Origin of the sequence: Pseudomonas hefeiensis (assembly GCF_030687835.1) — a bacterium.
In the GTDB taxonomy this organism is placed as follows: Bacteria; Pseudomonadota; Gammaproteobacteria; order Pseudomonadales; family Pseudomonadaceae; genus Aquipseudomonas; species Aquipseudomonas hefeiensis.
Genome location: NZ_CP117449.1, coordinates 3,858,658 through 3,877,670, shown reverse-complemented (window position 1 = coordinate 3,877,670; position 19,013 = coordinate 3,858,658). Strand labels below are relative to the sequence as shown.

Genomic DNA, 19,013 nt, shown 5'->3' with positions numbered 1-19,013 from the left:
GGGCAAGTCCGAAGGGCCGCTATTGGTAGCCACATCAGCTCGACGTTGCGTTGGGCTTCTGGTTCAAGACACCGGCTCGATGGAATGCGGTTCAGATAACCGTAGATGTGGATCTTCAGCAGGATTGCGGGATGGTAAGCCGGCCGGCCAGTATCAGGCGGTATGGCGCCCTCGAAACCCAGTTTGACCGGGTCGAGTTCGTCGACAAAGACATCGACTACGCGCACCGGATTGGTATCGCTGACGTAATCGTCGAGGCTCTCCGGAAGGAAGGTACCTTGGCCTCGATGTTCACCTTGGATAAAGCGCTTCATGAGCGGTCCCTGCGATGAAATCCTCAGAAGTCATAGCAAGGGTTTGCGAAAGCGTTTTTACACACTCTGGGCCGAAAGCAGATGCTCGAAAACAGGTTGATGTTATCTCGCGCTACTGGCGCTTAGTTAACAGCTGGCGCGTAACGATGAAAATCGAACGCCCTTGCTTTTCATCTCGCACAATGATGACCAAGTTGACGGTGCCCGCGGTATAGCGGGCACCGCTTCCTACATGGGGAAAAGGCTTACACGCCTGCTTACCAGCTGTAACTCACCTTGGCGGTAATCTCGCGACCCGGATTGTAGAAGTTCGCTGTGCCGGAACCGACCACGTGCTGCTCATCCAGCAGGTTGCTGACGTTCACCGCAAGGTCGGTGCCCTTGGCGATCTCGTAGTTGAAGGCGGCGTCGAACAGCGTGGTGCCATCGCTTTTGCCGGAGTTGGCTGCATCGAAGTAATAAGAGCCGACGTAGCGCGCACCCAAGCCAACGCTGACATCAGTGCCGGGCACGTCGTAATAACTCCAGAGCGAAGCAGAATGCTTGGGTGCCGTGGTGAACTCATTACCCTTCAGGGAGCTGCCGTCGTACAAGGAACCGCGCAGTACCTCGGACTCCATATAGGAGTAGCCACCCATCAGGCTGAGGTTCTGCGTCACCTGCGCCTTGGCTTCCAGGTCGAGGCCACGCGCCTGCGATTCGCCCACCGTTTGTTGTTCAATGATGCCGCTCGGCAGCACCACGGCGATGGTGACGTTTTCCTGGGTCAAGTCATAAACGGCGGCGGAGAACAGTGCGTCCATCCCCATCGGCGCATACTTCACGCCCACTTCGTACTGCCTGCCCGTCTGCGGTGTTACGCCAACCTGAGGTGGCGAGACGGATTCCACCATGCTCACATAGGTGGACACCTCATCGTTGACGATATAGGTCAACGCACCTCGGTAGGAGGTTTCGGAGAAGTTGTCTTTCTCAGTGGATTGCAAGCCTTTGCTGGTAAGGTCCATCGAGTCGTTGCGCATACCCGCGGTGACGATGAAACGCTCGTAGAACGATAGGTTCTGCTGAAGGAACACGGCCTTGGTGGTCGCGTCTCGCTTGTTGACGGCATACGGTGTGATTGAGCGTGGAACGCCAGTAAACACGGGATTTGCAATGTCAATCGGGGTCGTCAGGGCGTAGACCGAGCTTTCCTTGGTGGTCGAGTCGAGGTACTCCACGCCCACCAGGCTGCTGCTGTCGATGTTCTCGAAGCGGGCATCGTATTGCAGCATCAGATTGCCGTTGAACTGGTCGGCCTCACTGTCCGTTCCAAACAGATACCGGTCAACGGTAGTACCAACACGTGCGGCGCTGTCGCTGATGTAAACGTAGCCAAAATCATCGGTCAATTTGCTGTAACGCAGATTGCTGCGCAGTACGAAGCCGTTGTCGAAGTCATGGGTGACGTTACCGCTGAGGCTGGTGCGCTCGACATCGTGAAAGTTGTAGCTGGGCTCACCATAAAACTTGCTGCGGTCGTATTCCTTGTCCAGCGGATAGCCGCCACTGTTGGGCGAACTTTCAGTTTTCAGATAGTCCAGAATCATGGTGGCTGACGTGTAATCCGTGGGTGCCCAGGTGAGGCCACCCATCACCAACCGGTTGTCGTCCTGTGAGTGATCGTACTCGCGGTCGCTGTTTTGGCCTTTGGCAGTAAAGCGGCCAGCCAAGGTTTTCTCGTCGTTCAGCGCATCCCCCACATCGATGCCTGTCTCGACATGGTCAAACGAACCGTAGGTCACATAGCCTTGGCCAAACTGCTCGAAGCGCGGCTGTTTGGTCACGAAATTCACCGAACCGCCCGGGTCCGCTGGGCCAAACAGCGTAGAGTTGGCGCCACGCAGAATCTCTATGCGTTCATACGCGAATGGATCTTCGCGTACGCCGCGCATCGAACTCAGGGTCAAGCCGTCACGGTAGGTGGTCGCCTGGAAGCCCCGGATTTGGAAATAGTCGTTGCGGTCATCCGTACCATAGAAGTCACTGACCACGCCCGGCGTGTATTGCAGCGCCTCTTCCGTGGTGCTGACGCTGCGTTGCTCCATTTCCTTGTTGGTAACAACCGACACCGAGGCCGGTGTATTGAGAATGCTGGTTGCCACCTTGCCGCCAACCCAGAGCTCCTTGGCGACCACCGAGTTGGCGTCGTCGTCGGCACTGACCCTGACCCTGACCTTGGCATTGATGATGAGGGGGGCAAGGCGGTATTCCTCGACGTCCGTTGTGCCGAGCTCCAGCGGGCCGGCGGGCTTTGGTTGAGGGAAGATTAGATAGGCATTCGGGCCTTGCTGTTCGATTTGCAATTCGCTCCCCCGCAGCAACGATGACAGCGCTGCCGACGTATCGAGCGTGCCATTCACGCCAGCAGTGGTGCGGTTCATTACACTCGACGCGTCGAAGGAAAGACTGATGCCAGCCTCGCGCGCAAAGCGGTCAAGCGCCGGCGCCAGTGGGCCGGCAGCGATGTTCCATTGCTTGGCTTGATTGCTGTGGTCAGCGCTCGACGTTTGTGCCAGCGATGGCAATGCGTAGCTGCTTACGATCAAACCCAAAATCGCACCGTGCAAGGCATGATTTAATGGATGGCGCTGTGAAACAGGGGACGAACTCATTTTCTCGCTCCAAGAAGGGACATCGGCAGACTGGCCTGTATTCCGGCCTTCCTTAGAGGTCGAACGAGAATGAGAAGCTACCTCATTATTTTTTAGGTAGCACAAAGTCTGATGGGCTCAGGTGGCAGCGGTTACTGTCACCCAATAACGGGTCCGATAATCAATGTGCAAATGCAGTGACTGCGCGATCAATGCCAGGACCTGATCGTTGTCGGCGAGCTGGAAGGTGCCGGAAATGCGACGATCAGCGACCTCTTCGGCGCAGCGCAGTACCCCGGGGCGATAACGCGACAACTCCACGATGAAATCATTGAGGCGCATATTGCGTGCACTGATCACCCCGTCACCCCAGCTCCATAGATCAAGGCCGTTGTCCCTGAATATTCGGGCGCCACTTGATGTGAACAGCAGCTGATTTCCGGCCTGGACGCTGCGGCTCGCCGGAGTTTGACTGGAGCCGGGGAAAACCGTGACTGATCCTTCCTGCGCCGCGACCAGAGTGCCGTCGTCAAGCTCGCGTGCCAGAAAGCGGGAACTCTGAGCGCGCATGATCCCGTCACGTGATTGCACCCAGAACGGTCGCGCTCGAGGCGAGTGTTGATCCGCGCCGACATTCACGATGATTTCACCACGTCGCAGGATTATCAGGCGTCGCTGGGCGTCGAAAACGCTGTCGACGGCGCTATCGCTATTGAGCTGAATAAGGCTGCCATCATCGAGTTGGAAGCGTCGTTGCTCGCCAGTACTGCTGCGCTGCTGCGCAAGCATGGCTGGTACGGGTGTATAGTCCCGGCCGAGCCAGGCTGCCGTGCTAACAGTCGCCAATATGCCCAGTAGCTTCAGGCTTTCCCGCCGCCGCATTCCATGATTGGCACCATTAAGGGTTTGTCGGGCCAGTTGAGCTGGTACGCCTGCGAATTCATCCCCAAGCGTTTCCACACGCTGCCACGCCAACACATGCTCCGGGCTCTGCTGCAGCCAGTGCTCAAAAGTGCGCTGTGTTTGTTCATCGGCTTGATTGAAGCGAAGGCGCACCAGCCATTGGATCGCCTGCTCAACAATGGCCGGATTGAGCGTCTGCGGCTCACGCCTCGACATAACGCAAGCGATAGCAGTGTTGCAGGGCCGTGGCCAGGTCGCGTTCCACCGTCGCACGGGAAACACCCAGCTTTTCGGCTATTTGCGCGCAGGTTAGACCGTCGAGTCGGGCAAATAAAAATGCCTGCCGAACTCTTGGTTTAAGCATACCGAGCATACGGTCTATGCGCTCGAGCGCATCAAGAATCATCAGCCGGCTTTCTTCCGATGGAACCTCGTGTTGAGGCAGCAACATGATGCTTTCCAAGTAGGCACGTTCGAGTTCGCGACGACGATACTGATCAATCATCAGTCCGCGGGCGATACTGCTCAAATAGGCGCGTGGTTCGCGCAAGGGGCTGGACTGACGGGATTTGAGCAGACGTACGAAGGTGTCCTGCGCCAAATCTGCTGCGTTATCGCGACATCCAATGCGTCGGACTAGCCAGCCATGTAACCACGAGTGGTGGGTTCGATAGAGCAGCCCTAGATCTGCAGTACCTAGTGTTTCATCGCTGCGCATCGGAGTCCCGGCAAGTATATGATTGATAATTAATCGCATTCTACTCACGCGATAGGCCTTAGGCAAATACGTGGCGCTCACTGTCCGCTTTTGGGCGAACGCGATCATTCTGTAGAGGCTGCGAGTGAAAGAATGCATCCAGCGTTTAGGAGATTTGAACGCTAGTCACCGAGCACTTTTGAATTTCAAAGTGCTTTTATTCCGCCAGCGAAATGGTGTTGGTCAGTGCGAAGATGGCATGCAAGATCATGAGTACTCAGTAATAGGTCATCGCCGAAGCAGCATCGGTCGGTATTTCGGCTTCAGGAAACAGCGGACTGCCTCGACTGACGACTTAATCCAGGCGTCTTGCCTGTAATGCGCTTGAATGCGCGACTGAAAGCAGCCTGAGATGTATAGCCCAGGCGCTGCGCCACCTCTTCAATCGGCAGCCTTTCGAGCGTCAACCACTGGCTCGCAAGCCGCATCCGCAACTCAGTGACGTAGCGCAGTGGGGCCATACCAATAGTCGCCTGGAAACGGTCCGCGAAGACCGAGCGAGAGGTATTGCATTGCTCCGCCAACTGCGCAACGGTCCAGTCGCGCCCCGGTTGTTGATGGAGCGCGAGAAGCGCGCTTGCCAAGCGTGGATCGCGTAACGCAGCGACCAGGCCAGAGGCATTACCGCAGGCGCACTCCACCCAGCCACGAACGACCATGGCGGCCACCACGTCGGCCAAACGCGCGAGGATACCGGCGAAGCCGACACGTGCGGCGCTGACCTCGCGTTCCATGGTGGTCAGGATAGGCACCAGTCCGGGGTAACGCTGGCCGCCGGCATCAATCAGCATCAGGCCCGGCATCAGCCTGCCAAGGCCATGGATACTGCCCAGTTCAAACTCCATGCAGCCACTGAACAAAAGGGTGGTCGGCGTGGGGCTGGCATCGGTTCCGGTATCCACCGCGCTGACCGTATCACCGAGGGGGGCGGCGTCTAAACGGTCGATGTCCTGAACAGGCACGTCCGTATCGGAAAGCAATTGATGGGCCGCGCCATGGGAGATGAATACGGCGTTGCCGGCCGTCATCGCGTACGCAGCCCCGTCCTCCATCCGCAGCACCGCATTGCCGACCGCCAGGAAGTGGAACCAGGCATGCCCAGGTTTCTCAGCGAAGCCCAGGCCGAAGGCTGGACCGGCTTGGATACGCCGGTATTCGACGCCACGCAGGCGCATGCCGCGCAACAGTTCGTTGATGAGATCCGAGGAGAGAGCAAATTGATCGGTAGGCATTATTCAGGTGTTTTGGTCAAAAAAATGAGGTTCTCGATCATAGATCATCCAGATCCCCGCGCCTAGACTGCGGGTCGCCATTCAGATTGGGAGATCCGTGCAATGACTGACTGTGTTTGTAATGCCTTATCCGACAGCCGTCCCGGCGCCGGGCTGGATGTAGAACCTGCAACCCCTGCGTGGATGGCAGTCTTCTCGTTGGCAATGGGCGTGTTCGGATTGCTCACCGCCGAGTACCTTCCGGCCAGCCTGTTAACGCCGATGGCTACCGATTTGGGTGTGTCCGAAGCGCTGGCTGGCCAGGCAGTAACGGTGACAGCAGTGGTGGCACTGTTCGCTGGCCTGTTGGTGCCAGGCCTGACCCGCGGTATCGACCGCCGCTGGGTGCTGCTGGGTTTTTCTACGTTGATGATCGCATCCAATCTCTTGGTCGCCGTTTCCTCCAGTTTCGCGGTGCTATTGGTAATGCGAATCTTGCTAGGTATTGCCCTTGGCGGGTTCTGGAGCATGGCGGCAGCGGTGGCGATGCGCTTGGTACCGGGGGCTTTGTTGCCTCGAGCGCTCTCGATCATTTTCAGCGGAATTGCCGTCGGGACAGTGGTTGCGGTCCCGCTGGGCAGCTACCTGGGCGGCCTATATGGTTGGCGCAGCGCGTTCTTTGCAGCGGCGGCGGTAGGTCTGGTGACCCTGGCTTTCCAGTCGTTCACGCTGCCGAGTCTTGCGCCGCGCACGCCGGCACGCCTGCGCACCGTACTCGAGGTGTTGCGGCGCCCGGGCATCGCCATGGGGATGTTCGGTTGTGTGCTGGTGCACAGCGGTCACTTCGCGATGTTCACCTATGTTCGGCCATTCCTCGAGGGTACTACCGGCATCGGTCCGCAAGGGCTGTCGCTGATGCTGCTGGGTTTCGGTGTGGCGAACTTCGGCGGCACGCTGTTGGCCGGGTGGCTGCTTGAACGTCACCCACTGGCCACCTTGGTGTTGATGCCCGCGCTGGTGGGTGTTGCAGCACTGGCGTTGGTGCTGTTGCCGGCCTCGGTACCCGGGCAGGCGGTGCTGCTGGCGATCTGGGGTCTGGCTTTTGGCGGTGTGCCAGTGGCGTGGTCGAACTGGGTCGCCAGCGCAATACCTGATCAGGCGGAAAGCGCCGGGGGCATGGTGGTGGCTTCTGTGCAGTCGGCCATCGCAACGGGCGCAGCCGCTGGCGGTGCGATGTTCAGCCTCGGTGGCAGCGCAGGCGTATTTGTAGCGGCGGCCGTGCTGATGCTGCTGGCCGCGCTGCTGATTGCGTTGCGTGTCCGGGTCCCTTCTGCCCATGGCAGTGCCCAGGCCAGGCCGGCGCTGCACCTTTGATCCGGCTCCCTCGGTAGCTACGTGCGGATCACCATCCGCTTACTGTTCTCCGAACGCTTACGCTGGAAGGCTTGCAACGATTCACTGACGCACCGGCCCCTGCGAGCTTGCGCACAAGATACTGTTCCTCGTTTGGGGCCCCTAGGTCAGGGGCGCGCGACAGCTTTCAAAAGTCTTCCAGGCCAATTTGGTACGCACGGCGAATTCGCGTGTTATCAAGTAGCCGCTTGGTTTTCATTTTTATTACATCCTTTGGAACGCTTCTCTCGGCACGGTCACTCAGGTGTAAGGATGTCGCCGCTCATACCGGAGCATTTGCATTCTTCTATCTGCCGATCACTAAGAGAACAGTGCCATGGATACGCTTAATGTAGGTGCAAGCCGCGAGCTGACTCGTGTACCTGATGAGATACAGCAGGAAGCAACGCAACAGGCCTCTCACTCTCCTAACCTTGGTTCTACAGGGTTAGCGATGAGCACGCGGCTTCAAAACCATTTCAAGGCTCACCTTGAAACAGAGACTGGCTCCGATCAACCCGCGGCCCCTGCTTCAAGCGCCCGCAACGCGGAGCTGAACGCCATTCGCGCTGACCGTGCTCAACGGTTAGAGGCAGGGGGCTATAACGTCCATGACATGGAGAAGGCGGAAAAAAACGCAGCCAGAGCCGACAGATTGTTTGCGTCAATCAAGTCAGGGATGGGGGGGACGCCCTTTGCGGCGCTTACCGAGGCAGGTAATTTCAAGCCGTCCATCCTCCAGGTAGCGGGCAAGCATGCCAATACAGTACGCGAAGCGGCTATAGAGAACGCTATGGCATGCTTGTATGCCGGTATGGCGGATGCTGCCGGTAACAAGACGATTGCGGGCTTGAAGCCTGGTTATTACCTTAAACCCGAGAGCGATACACTGCACCCGGCGCTTCAAGCATCAGTGGCGGAAAAGCTGCTGGCGCTGGACAAAGGTCCATTGCGTAATGCTTTCGACGAAGCCAATAAGTGGCTTACCGGGTTTGCCGTACGTAATACTGCAATGTACGCGTCAACGCTTGCCATGACGGCGGCTGGCAAAGAGGACCTGGATGCAATCCTGCAACCCGCCCTACGACCGGTCACGGCTATCATCGTGGGTATAGCAATTGAGCATTACAATGTGAGCCGCGATCGCACGAACCATTTAGCTGACCCTGCAATGCTCTATGGTCGTCGAGATGCTGTACCGCAAGGGCAGCCTCATAAGCCTATTGATCAAGATACCGAATGGCTGGATGGCTTCAGGACTTTAAAGGATCTCGATGCCACTGCCCTGGTTAAGATGGTCTCCGCGCGGCTTGGTGAAGGCGCGGCTACGGCTCTGAATGCGGTCATCAGCGGCGACGCCCTTAAAGAGATACTAGACCCGGTCAGTGTTGTAGGAAATGGTCTCCTGATTGGCGGTTTTTCTGCAATGGGCGCGGCTACAGCCGCCACAGCTGACTTAGCCAAGTCTAAGGAGCTGGGGAAAATGGCGGCTACCGCAGCTTCGGAGGCTGTAAAAAACGTATTGGGTACCGTGGCTTTCGGGCTGTGGGCAGCTGGCGCCTCGTTAGGTGGATCATTGCCGAAAAAAGCCGTTGCTGCTGTCGATGCCCATGTACCAAAAGCAGTAGAAGGGACCGCAGATGCAGCTGGCAGGGTGGCGGTCAAGGGAGGTGAGCTTGCAGTCAAGACATCGCTCACCGGCGCCAGATTTGCCAAAGAGACAGCTGTTTCAGCGACCAACCACACAAAAAGTGCAGTTCAAGCGACAGGGGATGGAGTTATTAGCGTTGCTAGCGCCATTGGCACCACTTCCCAATCGGCCTGGGACAAAAGCATTGGAGCCCTGAGGCAACGCGCCGCGGCCACCTCTCAAAGCCAAGCCGTTCAGGGTCAGAGCATCCCCATGCAGCCGCTCGCAGCCACGCAGGTCCAAGCATCGTCCTCAGCGCCCGCGCGTCCGCGTGCTCAAGATGATGGTGATATCGTGTAGCAGTCTTCCTCGTCGGAGAACGTCATTGAAAAGTATGTGGCTGGCGACGATCGTTGCTTGCGTCATCAGTGTGAGCTTTTGGCTGGCGGCGTCATGGTCGGCCGGAGTGAATGAGCCTTGGGACGCGCAATGTTATTGGACTGTTCTATATCCTGCGTCCCTGGCGCTGACATTGACGCTTGGTCTGCTGTTTCAAAAACGCGGATGGCTGGCAGGCCCCATCGTAATGTTCGGGCAGATTCCGTGTGTGTGATGATGACATCTGAAGCGGGGCCGCTACTGGCCGTCGGCATTTTGTATTCCATTTTTGCTTTCGATCCCGGCAGTGATGCTCTCTTGGGGCGCGCGCGCGATCTATAGGCGGCTCGCCGCTAGCTGATGCAGACCGAACCGTGGTGAGCACGCGGCGCGCAATTGTGGTCGTTGCTTTCGTTAGGCCTAGCCCTGAGACCGGTGTAAACCGATTTTAGAACTTGACACCTTCTGTTCAGACTGATGTTTGCCTCGCCCGAGAAACAGGTATTACTCGGTTTTCGCCGCCATCAAAGCGTTCAATTCGGCGTAGGTATGGGCTTTCAAGGTTTGGGTGTCGAGTTGGCCGTTGTCCAAGAAACTGCGGACCAATGCTCCCATGGCTCCGAGCAGGAACTCGGCGATGCTGGAGCCCGCACTGAGTCGTCTGACGCCCAGACGCTTCAATTCGTCGGGGGAGGGCAGTCCGTCCCAGGACAGCAGGTTGACTGGCAGTTTGGTCTCCTGGCAAATGGTGGCAATTTCGTTCGAATCGACCACGCCAGCGGCAAACAGACCATCCGCCCCGGCGCTGGCATACAGTGCGCTGCGCTTGAGGAGTTCCTCCAGGCGTTGTTCGGCAGGGAACAGGTTTTTCAGGTAGACGTCGGTCCGTACGTTGATGAACAGCTTGACCCCCGCCTGGTTCGCCACCGTTCTCGCGACGTCGATCTTGCGGACAAGCAGCTCTGGCGAGCCCAGGCCGTCTTCGATGTTGATCCCGACCGCCCCAGCGGCGATGACGGCGTCAATCACTTGGCCGACTCGTTCCAGGTCATCCGAGTAGCCGCCTTCGATATCCACCGTGAGCGGTACGCTGAGCACCCGTACCATCGACTTGACGGTGGTGCTCAACAGGTCGACAGACTGCTTTCGGCCAATTTCTGCCGGTGAGCATCGGTTGTATCAATATTCTCATGAATTACCAGTGAATCGCTGAGGCCGCAGCCGTCACACCCTGCGTAGCGAGGATAAGATCTGCTGCGCGTTCGCCGATGACGACGCACGGCGCCATCGTGTTGCCAACGGTGATTCGCGGCATGATCGAGGCATCAGCGATGCGCAGTTTATCGATGCCGTACACGCGTAGTTGATGGTCGACCACCGACATCGTATCTCGGCCCATTTTCGCGGTGCAGGACTGGTGCCAGTAAGTCACGGCAGAGCGACGGATGAACTGCTCCATAGCGCGATGTTCTTTCGGCCCGGGCACAACCTCGCGTTTGACCAGCCCGTTGAAGGCTTCGCTGTTACCGAGCGCCCTGCACAGGTCGATCGACGCATACGCCGCTGTCATATCCTCGGGCGCGCTCAGTGAGTTCGGCTCAATGAGTGGGGCATCCAGTGGCCCGGCACCCGACAGGCGCACGCGTCCTCGACTGGCAGGCCTGGCCAGCCCTGCGAACATTGTCCAGCCATGTTGTGGCGGCTCAATCGCGACCTCAGGCGGGGAGGGTACCGCAAACGCCAGCTGACACTGCAACAGGTCCGGGACATCCAGGCGACTGTCGCTTTTCCAGTACAACGTGGTTTCACACCCGCTGCCACCGACTGCCTGGGGTTGCAGGTACTCCCATGTGCAGCCAAAGGCGAGGTGATCCTGAAGATTCTCGCCTACGCCAGGAAGGTGATTGATCGGGGCGATGCCGTGACGTCGCAGTTCATCTTCCGGGCCGATTCCCGATTGCATGAGCACCTTGGGTGTCTGCACCGCGCCCATGGACAGGATGACCTCGGCTGCGGCATAGAAGCACTGACGTTCGCCTGCGATCACCACTTCGACACCGATAGCCCGTGTACCGACAAGCAATACGCGGGTCACCAATGCCCCTGGCAGAACCGTCAAGTTCGAATAGTGCGACCGTGGCCGGAGGTAGGAGTCGTAAACGGATTCGCGCTTGCCCTGGTTGATGCGCAGGTCGGTAATAGCGACCCCGCCCGGGCCTTCCATCATCTCGCCATTGGGACTGTCGAATGTGGGGATACCCAGACGGCTGGCCGCCTCCAGCGTTGCCCACGCGAGGGGTTGAGGCGTGGCCGGCTGTTCGACATGCACGGGGCCACCTGAACCACGCCGAGTGGCATCAGGGCTGCCTTGCCAATTTTCGATCCTGCGGTAGTAATTGAGTACCGAATCGTAGCCCCACGCCGTGTCGCCGGACTCGGCAGCGAAATGGTCCCAATCGGAGCGGTGCCCGCGCGACCAGACCATCACATTGATGCTGGAGCCACCGCCGAGTCCCTTACCCATGTTCAGGGATAGCCGTCGACCATTGAGGTGTGGATTGGGTTGCCCTTCGAATGCCCAGTCGCGCGCTGAACCGAGGTTCATCGGCCATTGCGCCGGTTCAGTAACCTCGGGGCCCGAGTATCCCTCGCCAGCTTCAATCAGCAAGACGCGTGCGCTTTTCTGATCGGCAAGACGGGCAGCGACCACGCAGCCCGCCGTACCTGCACCGCACACGATGAAGTCATAGTGTTGATCACGTAGGTGATTCATGCAGGACGCTCCGTAACGATGCTGCGATTGAGTTTGCGGTTATCAGTGGCGTCATTTCCCTGCGATCACTGCTTGCCAACGCTGCGCACTGCTTTAAGAATCACGGCGGCGACCTCGGTCGGCTGCGACTGCTGGGGAACATGGCTGGTGTGCACCTCTGCAAGGGTGGCACCGATACGCTTGGCGGCAGAGCGCTGGACGTCGGGGTGGATCATCCGGTCTTCTGTGGCGAGCAGATACCAGGATGGTTTGGTCTTCCAGGACGACACGGTCGTTTTATCTTCGAAGGCAGATGCCTGGATGGGACCTTGCGTGGCGGTCATGACGGCGGTCTGCGCTGCCGGGAGATCCTGGGCGAAGTCCTTGGCCATGCCCTCCGGCGTCAAATAGAGGAAACCGTTGCCGTCGGCCTTGATCTGACTGATGCCAGGGGGCGTGGGCGCGCCTTTACCTTGTTCGCCGCTGGTTTGCCCGGCCTCTGGCGCGAAGGCGGCGACATACACCAGCGCGCTGACCTTCGGGTCGCTACCGGCCTCGGTAATCACGGTGCCGCCCCAAGAGTGCCCGACTAGAACCACCTTGCCCTGCTGGTTGTTCAAGGCGCGGCGCGTCGCGGCAACATCGTCGGCAAGCGAGGTGAGCGGGTTTTGCACAACCGTAACGGCCACCCCTTGGGCTTGGAGCAGTGGCACCACTTTGGCCCAATCGGAGCCGTCGGCGAACGCGCCGTGTACGATCACCACGGAGGGCGTTGTATCCTGCGCGTGACTGGCGCTTGCGATGAAGGTACCGGCCAGGGCAAAGGCGACGGTAGCGATTTTCGATTTGAATGTTTTCATTGGATGAGCTCCTGTTCGGGAGTTCAAATTCTGCTGACTGGCCTGCGATGTGGGCATCGGTCAATTATCCGACCCCGGGACATTTTTCATGGATAGTGCGTTGCAACTGGACATCTCCCTGGGTGGGGCACTGGCGACGATCGCCCAGGTCGGTGACCTCAGCATGGGACAACCACTCGGTCATTCCCGGCGCGTTGCCGCACTGGCGCGGATGCTTGCGCAGGCCCGGCACGGTGACGGTGAGCACCTGAGGGTAGCGGAACAGGTTGCCTTGCTGCGCTGGTCCGGTTGCACCGCCAATGCCGAAGGCTTTGCGGACCTGCTGGGCGACGACGTCGATGGCCGCCGCGCGATGCTCGATTTGACGCTGGGCAATGAGCAAATGAACGCGGTGCATCAGGCAACCCCGCTTGCCGTCGTGCACTGTGAGGTGTCTGGAGCAATCGCCAAAACCCTCCAGCTCGGTGCCGCCGTCGAGGCGGGCTTGTGTCGCGTGTTCGAAACCTACGACGGCACTGGCCGGCCGCTGGGCCTGACCCATGAGCACATTCCGGAGGTCGCCTATCAGGTAGTACTTGCCGGCGATCTGGATATTCTCAGTCGTGCACACGGCCTGGACGCGGCGCTACGCTGGATCAGAGAGCAGTCGGATCGGCGCTATCCCGCGTCGCTGGTATTGTTGCTTCTGGAGAACGCAAAGGACTGGCTGGCGGATCTGGAAACGCTTTCGAAAACGGTTGATCAGGGGCATGAGCAACGTTGCGTCTCACTGACGTTGGTGGGAGACGTAATCGACTTGAAGCTCCCGTGGTTGGCAGGGCATTCGCGGCAGGTCGCGCATGTCGCCGTTGAAGCTGCACGCCTGTGGGGGCTGCGTGAACCGACTTTGACAGACATCGGCAAGTCCGCGCTCATCTACGGTCTCGGCCGGGCAGCCGTTTCGAATCACCTTTGGAATACCGCAGGGACGCTGCCATACGGCGCTGCGGAGCGGGTGCGCCTTGTCCCTTACTGGACGCAACAGGCGCTTAGACCTATCCCTGAACTGGCTGTGCCCGCAGAGATTGCAGCCCATGCCTATGAACGGCTCAACGGCAGTGGCTATTTTCGAGGCGTGGCGGGTGATGCGCTGTGTGCCGAGCATCGCCTGCTCGCTACATCGGTAGCCTGGGTCGCGCTAAGGGAAGCCAGGCCATGGCGATCGGCTCACGGCGAAGCGGATGCCGCCAGGCTGCTCAAACAGGATGCTGGCAGTGGCTTGTTCGACAACGATGTTTGCGAAGCAGTCATTGCCGCCGCAGGTGGCGAGCGTCGAATGCGACAACCGAAGGCTGCGTTGCTCACGACTCGCGAGTGCCGCATCCTGCTGGAGATCAGCCGTGGCGCCAGCAACAAGCAGGTGGCGCGGCTGCTGGACATCAGTCCGAGCACGGTTCGCACGCACATGGAAAGCATCTTTCGCAAACTGGAATGCTCGACCCGGGCAGCCGCTACCTTGAAGGGACTGACACTGGGATTGATTGCCTGAGCCAGGTCCGGGTTAAGCCTGAATCATGCGAGCCCGTCCTGACCGGCTTGACTGGCGCGTGCCAGGTCGATGAAAGCCTTGGCTGCGGCGCTGGGGTTGCGTCGGTTCGGGTAGTACAGGCACAGCTTGTCTCTGGGCGGTGTCCAGTCTTCGAGAGTCCGCACGAGCTGTCCGGTGCGGATTTCGTCGTGAACGTCCTGCTCCATGAAAAAGCCGAGCCCCATGCCTTTCTGCACCGCCACCTTGACCACGCTGGATTCATCCAGCGTAAGCGGCCCGCTCACATCGAGACGAGTCACTTCCCCGTCCCGCTCGAAATGCCACGGGAAAATCGCCCCATTCGGTAGTCGAACGCGAATGCATTGATGCTGGAGCAACTCGGATGGCGTTCGCGGTTTGCCGTGTTTTTCGAAGTACGCCGACGAACCGACCACAGCGTACCGTTGCGGCTGGCCGAGCGGGACCACAATCACGTCGTTCGGAACGAGGCTTGCTGAGCGCACGCCGAAATCGAAGCCGTCAGCCACGATATCCACCAGACGGCCTTCGGTGACGAGGTCGATGTGTACTTTCGGATGCTGCTGCAGGAACTCCATCACCAATGGCAGGAGCGCTGATCGGGCAGCGCTGGCGAACGCATTGATACGCAGCGTGCCTGAGGGCCCGGCGTTATGCGATCGCACTGCATCGAGTGCCGCACGCAGATCCTGCAAGGCTGGCCCCACCTGCTCCAGAAATATCCTGCCCGCTTCGGTGATGGCCACGCTACGGGTCGTGCGATTGAACAGCCGCGATTCGAGGCGGGCTTCCAGTTGCGCGATGGTGTTGCTCAGCGCGGTGGTGGAGACGGCGAGATCGATAGCGGCTTGCCGAAACGAACCCCTGCGTGCAACCGCTATAACAGCGTCCAGCTCACTGAGGCCTAAACGATCTTGTGGCATGGATTATCCTGAGTTTCGGGATTGGGCATAAAGGTTTGTCCCAGTTGAACAAACTATCCGTCAGGCAGCAAGATCGCTCCAGGACATCCATCCAGGAGATCGGTAAATGACCCTTCAGCTTCCCGACGTCGTGCAGACGTACTTTGCAATCAGCAATGGTGGCGATGCAGCGCAACTTGCGAGCTGCTTCCGCTCTGACGCCACGGTTTGCGATGAAAGAAAAACCTACGAAGGAACGGCCGCCATCGAAGCCTGGCAACAGGAGGCACGCAGAGCCTTCGTCTATCAGGTCCAACCACTGCAAGCCCTGCAAGGGCAGGGCAGACTGTCTGTCATTGCGCGCCTTGTTGGGAATTTCCCCGGTAGCCCGGTTCAACTGAGTCACGTCTTCACGCTGGAGGGCGGTCGAATCCGTTCCCTGGAGATCACGCCATGCTGAATCTAGGTTTGACTGGCAAGCGGGTCCTCGTCACCGGTGGCACCAAGGGCATCGGCAAGGCTGTCGTCGAGTTGTTACTGGCCGAGGGTGCAAAGGTCATTACCTCGGCCAGGCAGGTGGACGTGGAAATGCCGGGCGCTCTCCTGATTGCGGCTGATCTTTCGACCCGGGAGGGTTGTGATGTACTGATCGCCGCGATCCAACAGCGGCTGGGTGGCGTGGACATCATGATCCACGTCCTGGGTGGTTCGTCGGCACCTGGCGGCGGTTTTGCTGCGCTGGACGAGGAACAGTGGCAACGAGAGCTCAGCCTGAACCTGTTGTCGGCGGTGCGCCTCGATCGCGCCTTGCTCCCGGGGATGCTGGAGCGCAAGGAAGGGGTCGTCATCCACGTCACGTCCATCCAGAGTCGGCTACCACTGCCGCAAGCGACAACAGCTTACGCGGCGGCCAAGGCCGCGCTTTCGACGTACAGCAAAAGTTTATCGAAAGAGGTTTCGCCCAGAGGCATCCGCGTGGTTCGGGTTTCGCCGGGCTGGGTTGAAACCGAAGCGTCGGTCGCATTGGCCGAGCGACTCGCGCAGGAGGCAGGTACTGATTATCAAGGTGGCAAAGAGATCATCATGAAAGCACTTGGGGGGATCCCGCTCGGCCGCCCATCGACGCCTTGCGAAGTTGCTGACCTGATCGGTTTCCTGGCTTCGCCGCGAGCGGCATCTATCACGGGAAGTGAGTTTGTGATCGACGGCGGAACAGTACCAACGGTTTAGCCGTGACGTAGATCCGACAGGCATAAGCAGGAAGGTCGCGCGAATTACCCCGGTAGATCTGCCCGTTTGCCACTGTGCTACCGAGCGTCGAGGGGTGACGGGATGAATGTGCAGAAGTCAGCTGAAGCCGTCGTAAGCGGCGGCTAGCCGCGTTATCAAGGGTCGAGCAGGTTGTGCCGCCAGCCCATCAGCTTTGGGTATTTTCCGATGTCACAATCTGCAGCGGAATATGGACCCGGTGACGCACAGGATTGAACGGCTGCGCAGTCTGCAATTCCACCAATAGATTCACCAGCGCCGTTGCGGTCTGACGCGGCTGAGAGTCGATCACCACGTCGACCAAACCCTGGGCCAGGGCTTGGCGTGACAGCTCGGTGGACTCCTGCAAAATGCAGCACAGCGTCGGGCGCTTGGGCAGTTGCGCCAACGCGTTGATGATCCCGTCGCCACCGCCGCCTACCACGCATAACCCGCGCAAATCGTTATGCCGAACCAGCAGGTCGAGGGTTGCTTCTTCGGTGATGTCGCAGTTATCCAGATTGATCAGCGGCTCCAGCGGGCGCAATCCCGGTGCGTGTTCGGCCAAGTAGCTGTGCAAACCTTCGACCCGCTCCTGGTGGCCAAGAAAGCGATGGCCACCGAGCAGAATGCCGATGCTGCCTTTGCGCGCGCCACAGGTGCGGGCCAGCAGCCACCCCATCGTGCGCCCGACTACCTGATTGTCCTGGCCGACATAGGGCTCGGCCGCCGCCTCATGAATGCCCGACAGCAATGCCACCACGGGCACGCCGGCCTCGCGAATCTGGGCAAGGGCGGCGTTGATCAGCGGGTGGGCGAAGCTGACCACCGCCAGGCCGTCGCATTGCACCGCCAACTGTTCGATCTGGGCAATGATGGCGCTGGGGGTGCGATCAAAAACGTATTCGAATTGGCAGGTCAGGTTGGCCCCGGCCTGGCGCTGCGCGGCCTCGGTGATGGCTTGGGCCAGGTTGGCGTAGAACGCCTGGGCGGTGCCCAGCAGCAGGATGCCGAAACGGTACGTGGGGCGGCGTTCGAGAATGCGTTGGCCGATCAGCCGCGCGGCAAAATAACCCACGGCTTCGGCGGCCTGAAGCACCTGTTCGGCAGTGGCTGGATTAACCGGGGCGCGAGCGTTGAGCACGCGGTCGACGGTGGCGACACTTAAGCCTGCGTGTTCGGCGACCGTGGCGATGGTGGGGCGTTTATTGTTATTCATGATGAACCTTCAAAGCGTCTTGATAGAAAACTATCAAGCCCCGCAGGAGCTGGATGATAGCTTGATAGGGAATGTATTCAAGACCTTGAGGGGGCCTTCCACGCTCTCTATATTTTCTTACGCAAAGCACCTGACATCTCACGCTTGCGGAGAACAATAACAATGTCTCAAGACAACACAGCCTCTACTCGGGACTATCGCCTGACCGGCCCTGAAGCCGCCCGCGCGGCTGAAAAAGGCCTTGTATCGGCCAGTTGGTACCAGTCGCCTATCTCCCGTCAACGCATGAAGCAACTGATGCAGCGCCGCGACGGCCCGGCCTTGCTCGACACCGCCATCTGGCTGCTGGCCCTGCTGATCACCGGCTTCGGCGGCTACTGGTTCTGGGGCAGTTGGGCTTGTGTGCCGTTTTTTCTTGCGTATGGCGTTCTGTACGCCACCGCCTCCAACCCGCGCTGGCATGAGACCGGCCACGGCACGGCTTTCAAGACTCGCTGGATGAATGATGCGCTCTACCAGGTGGCGAGCTTCATGTGCATGTTCGAGCCCCATGTGTGGCGCTGGAGTCATGCCCGGCACCATACCGACACCATCGTCGTCGGCCGCGATCCGGAAATCGTCGAACCGCGTCCACCGAGCTTGTTCATGATGCTGCTGAGCCTGTTCCAGATCCCGTTGCTGCTGAAGACGATGGGGGGCGTGTGCCGGCACGCGGTTGGCAAAATGGATGCCCAGGAACAGACGTTCATCCCTGAGTCCGAATGGCCCAAGGTGTTCCTGGCGGCCCGTATCTGGATCGCGATTTACGCCGTTATCTTTGGCGCGGCGCTTTACCTGCACAGCTGGTTGCCGCTGATGTATATCGGCCTGCCCACCCTGTATGGCGGCTGGCTGTCCTACCTGTTCGGCCTCACCCAACATGTAGGCCTGGCGGAAGACGTGCTGGACCACCGCAGCAACTGCCGCACCATCTATATGAACCGGTTACTGCGCTTTCTGTACATGAACATGAATTATCACCTTGAGCACCACATGTACCCGATGGTGCCGTACCACGCCCTGGCGCAACTCCATGAAGAGATCCGCCACGACTGCCCGCCGCCTTACGCCAACATAGGTGAGGCCTTCAAGGAAATCATTCCGACCCTCTTGAAGCAGCGCAAGGACCCGACGTATTTCGTGCGACGCCCTGTCGGTAGCTCAAGGCCTGCCACCGACGCTCATCCACAGGCTGAAGCCACCTTGGGCTGACACCTTCCGGCTGTATC

14 protein-coding genes and 2 pseudogenes are annotated in these 19,013 nt (G+C 59.3%); 6 read left to right on the top strand and 10 right to left on the bottom strand.

All coding sequences use genetic code 11. The annotated features are described in order from the left end of the window. Positions 1-26 precede the first annotated feature (26 nt). The 5 genes and pseudogenes from PSH57_RS17295 to PSH57_RS17275 all read right to left on the bottom strand — a co-directional run. Positions 27-314: pseudogene (locus tag PSH57_RS17295) on the bottom strand (transposase); the annotation flags it as partial. 257 nt (positions 315-571) lie between these two features. Continuing rightward, positions 572-2,968, bottom strand: a complete 2,397-nt coding sequence (locus PSH57_RS17290) for a TonB-dependent siderophore receptor (RefSeq protein ID WP_305384394.1) — start codon at positions 2,966-2,968, stop codon at positions 572-574. A 117-nt stretch (positions 2,969-3,085) separates the two neighbouring features. Beyond that, entirely contained in the window at positions 3,086-4,066 is a 981-nt protein-coding gene (locus PSH57_RS17285) for a DUF4880 domain-containing protein (RefSeq protein ID WP_305415956.1), read from the bottom strand. Next, positions 4,053-4,568 (bottom strand): sigma-70 family RNA polymerase sigma factor, encoded by a 516-nt coding sequence (locus PSH57_RS17280; protein WP_305390407.1) that lies wholly within the window; start codon positions 4,566-4,568, stop codon positions 4,053-4,055. The genes PSH57_RS17285 and PSH57_RS17280 overlap by 14 nt, the downstream gene beginning before the upstream one ends. A gap of 302 nt (positions 4,569-4,870) precedes the next feature. Beyond that, the gene (locus PSH57_RS17275; protein WP_305384391.1) at positions 4,871-5,839 is read right to left on the bottom strand and encodes an AraC family transcriptional regulator; all 969 of its coding nucleotides are present in this window, start codon (positions 5,837-5,839) and stop codon (positions 4,871-4,873) included. A gap of 102 nt (positions 5,840-5,941) precedes the next feature. Between PSH57_RS17275 and PSH57_RS17270 the strand changes: the two genes are divergently transcribed. Then, on the top strand, positions 5,942-7,192 hold the full coding sequence (locus PSH57_RS17270) for an MFS transporter (RefSeq protein ID WP_305384390.1): 1,251 nt from the start codon (positions 5,942-5,944) through the stop codon (positions 7,190-7,192). Between the two features lie 355 nt (positions 7,193-7,547). Continuing rightward, positions 7,548-9,200: a RopAA-2 gene (locus tag PSH57_RS17265; RefSeq protein WP_305384389.1), complete on the top strand. Its 1,653-nt coding sequence runs from the start codon at positions 7,548-7,550 to the stop codon at positions 9,198-9,200. A 522-nt stretch (positions 9,201-9,722) separates the two neighbouring features. Here PSH57_RS17265 and PSH57_RS17260 read toward each other — a convergent pair. The 3 genes and pseudogenes from PSH57_RS17260 to PSH57_RS17250 all read right to left on the bottom strand — a co-directional run. Continuing rightward, positions 9,723-10,370, bottom strand: a pseudogene (locus tag PSH57_RS17260) (isocitrate lyase/PEP mutase family protein); the annotation flags it as partial. A gap of 43 nt (positions 10,371-10,413) precedes the next feature. Further along, a complete protein-coding gene (locus PSH57_RS17255; protein ID WP_305384386.1) occupies positions 10,414-11,991 on the bottom strand; it encodes a GMC family oxidoreductase in 1,578 nt (525 codons plus the stop codon). A 65-nt stretch (positions 11,992-12,056) separates the two neighbouring features. Then, the gene (locus PSH57_RS17250; protein WP_305384385.1) at positions 12,057-12,830 is read right to left on the bottom strand and encodes an alpha/beta fold hydrolase; all 774 of its coding nucleotides are present in this window, start codon (positions 12,828-12,830) and stop codon (positions 12,057-12,059) included. A gap of 88 nt (positions 12,831-12,918) precedes the next feature. Between PSH57_RS17250 and PSH57_RS17245 the strand changes: the two genes are divergently transcribed. Next, positions 12,919-14,358: an HD domain-containing phosphohydrolase gene (locus tag PSH57_RS17245; protein WP_305384383.1), complete on the top strand. Its 1,440-nt coding sequence runs from the start codon at positions 12,919-12,921 to the stop codon at positions 14,356-14,358. Positions 14,359-14,381: 23 nt separating this feature from the next. Here PSH57_RS17245 and PSH57_RS17240 read toward each other — a convergent pair whose 3' ends face one another. Further along, positions 14,382-15,299 carry a LysR family transcriptional regulator gene (locus PSH57_RS17240; protein ID WP_305384382.1) on the bottom strand — a complete coding sequence of 306 codons (918 nt, stop codon included), beginning with the start codon at positions 15,297-15,299 and terminating at the stop codon, positions 14,382-14,384. 106 nt (positions 15,300-15,405) lie between these two features. On the opposite strand from PSH57_RS17240, the gene PSH57_RS17235 reads away from it, so the two are divergent. Next, positions 15,406-15,738: a nuclear transport factor 2 family protein gene (locus PSH57_RS17235; RefSeq protein WP_305384380.1), complete on the top strand. Its 333-nt coding sequence runs from the start codon at positions 15,406-15,408 to the stop codon at positions 15,736-15,738. Further along, positions 15,732-16,508: an SDR family oxidoreductase gene (locus PSH57_RS17230; RefSeq protein ID WP_305384378.1), complete on the top strand. Its 777-nt coding sequence runs from the start codon at positions 15,732-15,734 to the stop codon at positions 16,506-16,508. Before PSH57_RS17235 ends, PSH57_RS17230 begins: the two co-directional genes overlap by 7 nt. A gap of 187 nt (positions 16,509-16,695) precedes the next feature. Here PSH57_RS17230 and PSH57_RS17225 read toward each other — a convergent pair whose 3' ends face one another. Beyond that, positions 16,696-17,745, bottom strand: coding sequence for a LacI family DNA-binding transcriptional regulator (locus PSH57_RS17225; RefSeq protein ID WP_305384377.1), 1,050 nt, complete (start codon positions 17,743-17,745; stop codon positions 16,696-16,698). Between the two features lie 162 nt (positions 17,746-17,907). Between PSH57_RS17225 and PSH57_RS17220 the strand changes: the two genes are divergently transcribed. Beyond that, positions 17,908-18,996, top strand: coding sequence for a fatty acid desaturase family protein (locus tag PSH57_RS17220; RefSeq protein ID WP_305384375.1), 1,089 nt, complete (start codon positions 17,908-17,910; stop codon positions 18,994-18,996). The last annotated feature ends 17 nt before the right edge of the window (positions 18,997-19,013 follow it).

Coding starts and splice junctions, on each gene's coding strand:
- PSH57_RS17290 (WP_305384394.1), bottom strand. CDS start 2,968: ATGAGTTCGTCCCCTGTTTCACAGCGCCATCCATTAAATCATGCCTTG.
- PSH57_RS17285 (WP_305415956.1), bottom strand. CDS start 4,066: ATGTCGAGGCGTGAGCCGCAGACGCTCAATCCGGCCATTGTTGAGCAG.
- PSH57_RS17280 (WP_305390407.1), bottom strand. CDS start 4,568: ATGCGCAGCGATGAAACACTAGGTACTGCAGATCTAGGGCTGCTCTAT.
- PSH57_RS17275 (WP_305384391.1), bottom strand. CDS start 5,839: ATGCCTACCGATCAATTTGCTCTCTCCTCGGATCTCATCAACGAACTG.
- PSH57_RS17270 (WP_305384390.1), top strand. CDS start 5,942: ATGACTGACTGTGTTTGTAATGCCTTATCCGACAGCCGTCCCGGCGCC.
- PSH57_RS17265 (WP_305384389.1), top strand. CDS start 7,548: ATGGATACGCTTAATGTAGGTGCAAGCCGCGAGCTGACTCGTGTACCT.
- PSH57_RS17255 (WP_305384386.1), bottom strand. CDS start 11,991: ATGAATCACCTACGTGATCAACACTATGACTTCATCGTGTGCGGTGCA.
- PSH57_RS17250 (WP_305384385.1), bottom strand. CDS start 12,830: ATGAAAACATTCAAATCGAAAATCGCTACCGTCGCCTTTGCCCTGGCC.
- PSH57_RS17245 (WP_305384383.1), top strand. CDS start 12,919: ATGGATAGTGCGTTGCAACTGGACATCTCCCTGGGTGGGGCACTGGCG.
- PSH57_RS17240 (WP_305384382.1), bottom strand. CDS start 15,299: ATGCCACAAGATCGTTTAGGCCTCAGTGAGCTGGACGCTGTTATAGCG.
- PSH57_RS17235 (WP_305384380.1), top strand. CDS start 15,406: ATGACCCTTCAGCTTCCCGACGTCGTGCAGACGTACTTTGCAATCAGC.
- PSH57_RS17230 (WP_305384378.1), top strand. CDS start 15,732: ATGCTGAATCTAGGTTTGACTGGCAAGCGGGTCCTCGTCACCGGTGGC.
- PSH57_RS17225 (WP_305384377.1), bottom strand. CDS start 17,745: ATGAATAACAATAAACGCCCCACCATCGCCACGGTCGCCGAACACGCA.
- PSH57_RS17220 (WP_305384375.1), top strand. CDS start 17,908: ATGTCTCAAGACAACACAGCCTCTACTCGGGACTATCGCCTGACCGGC.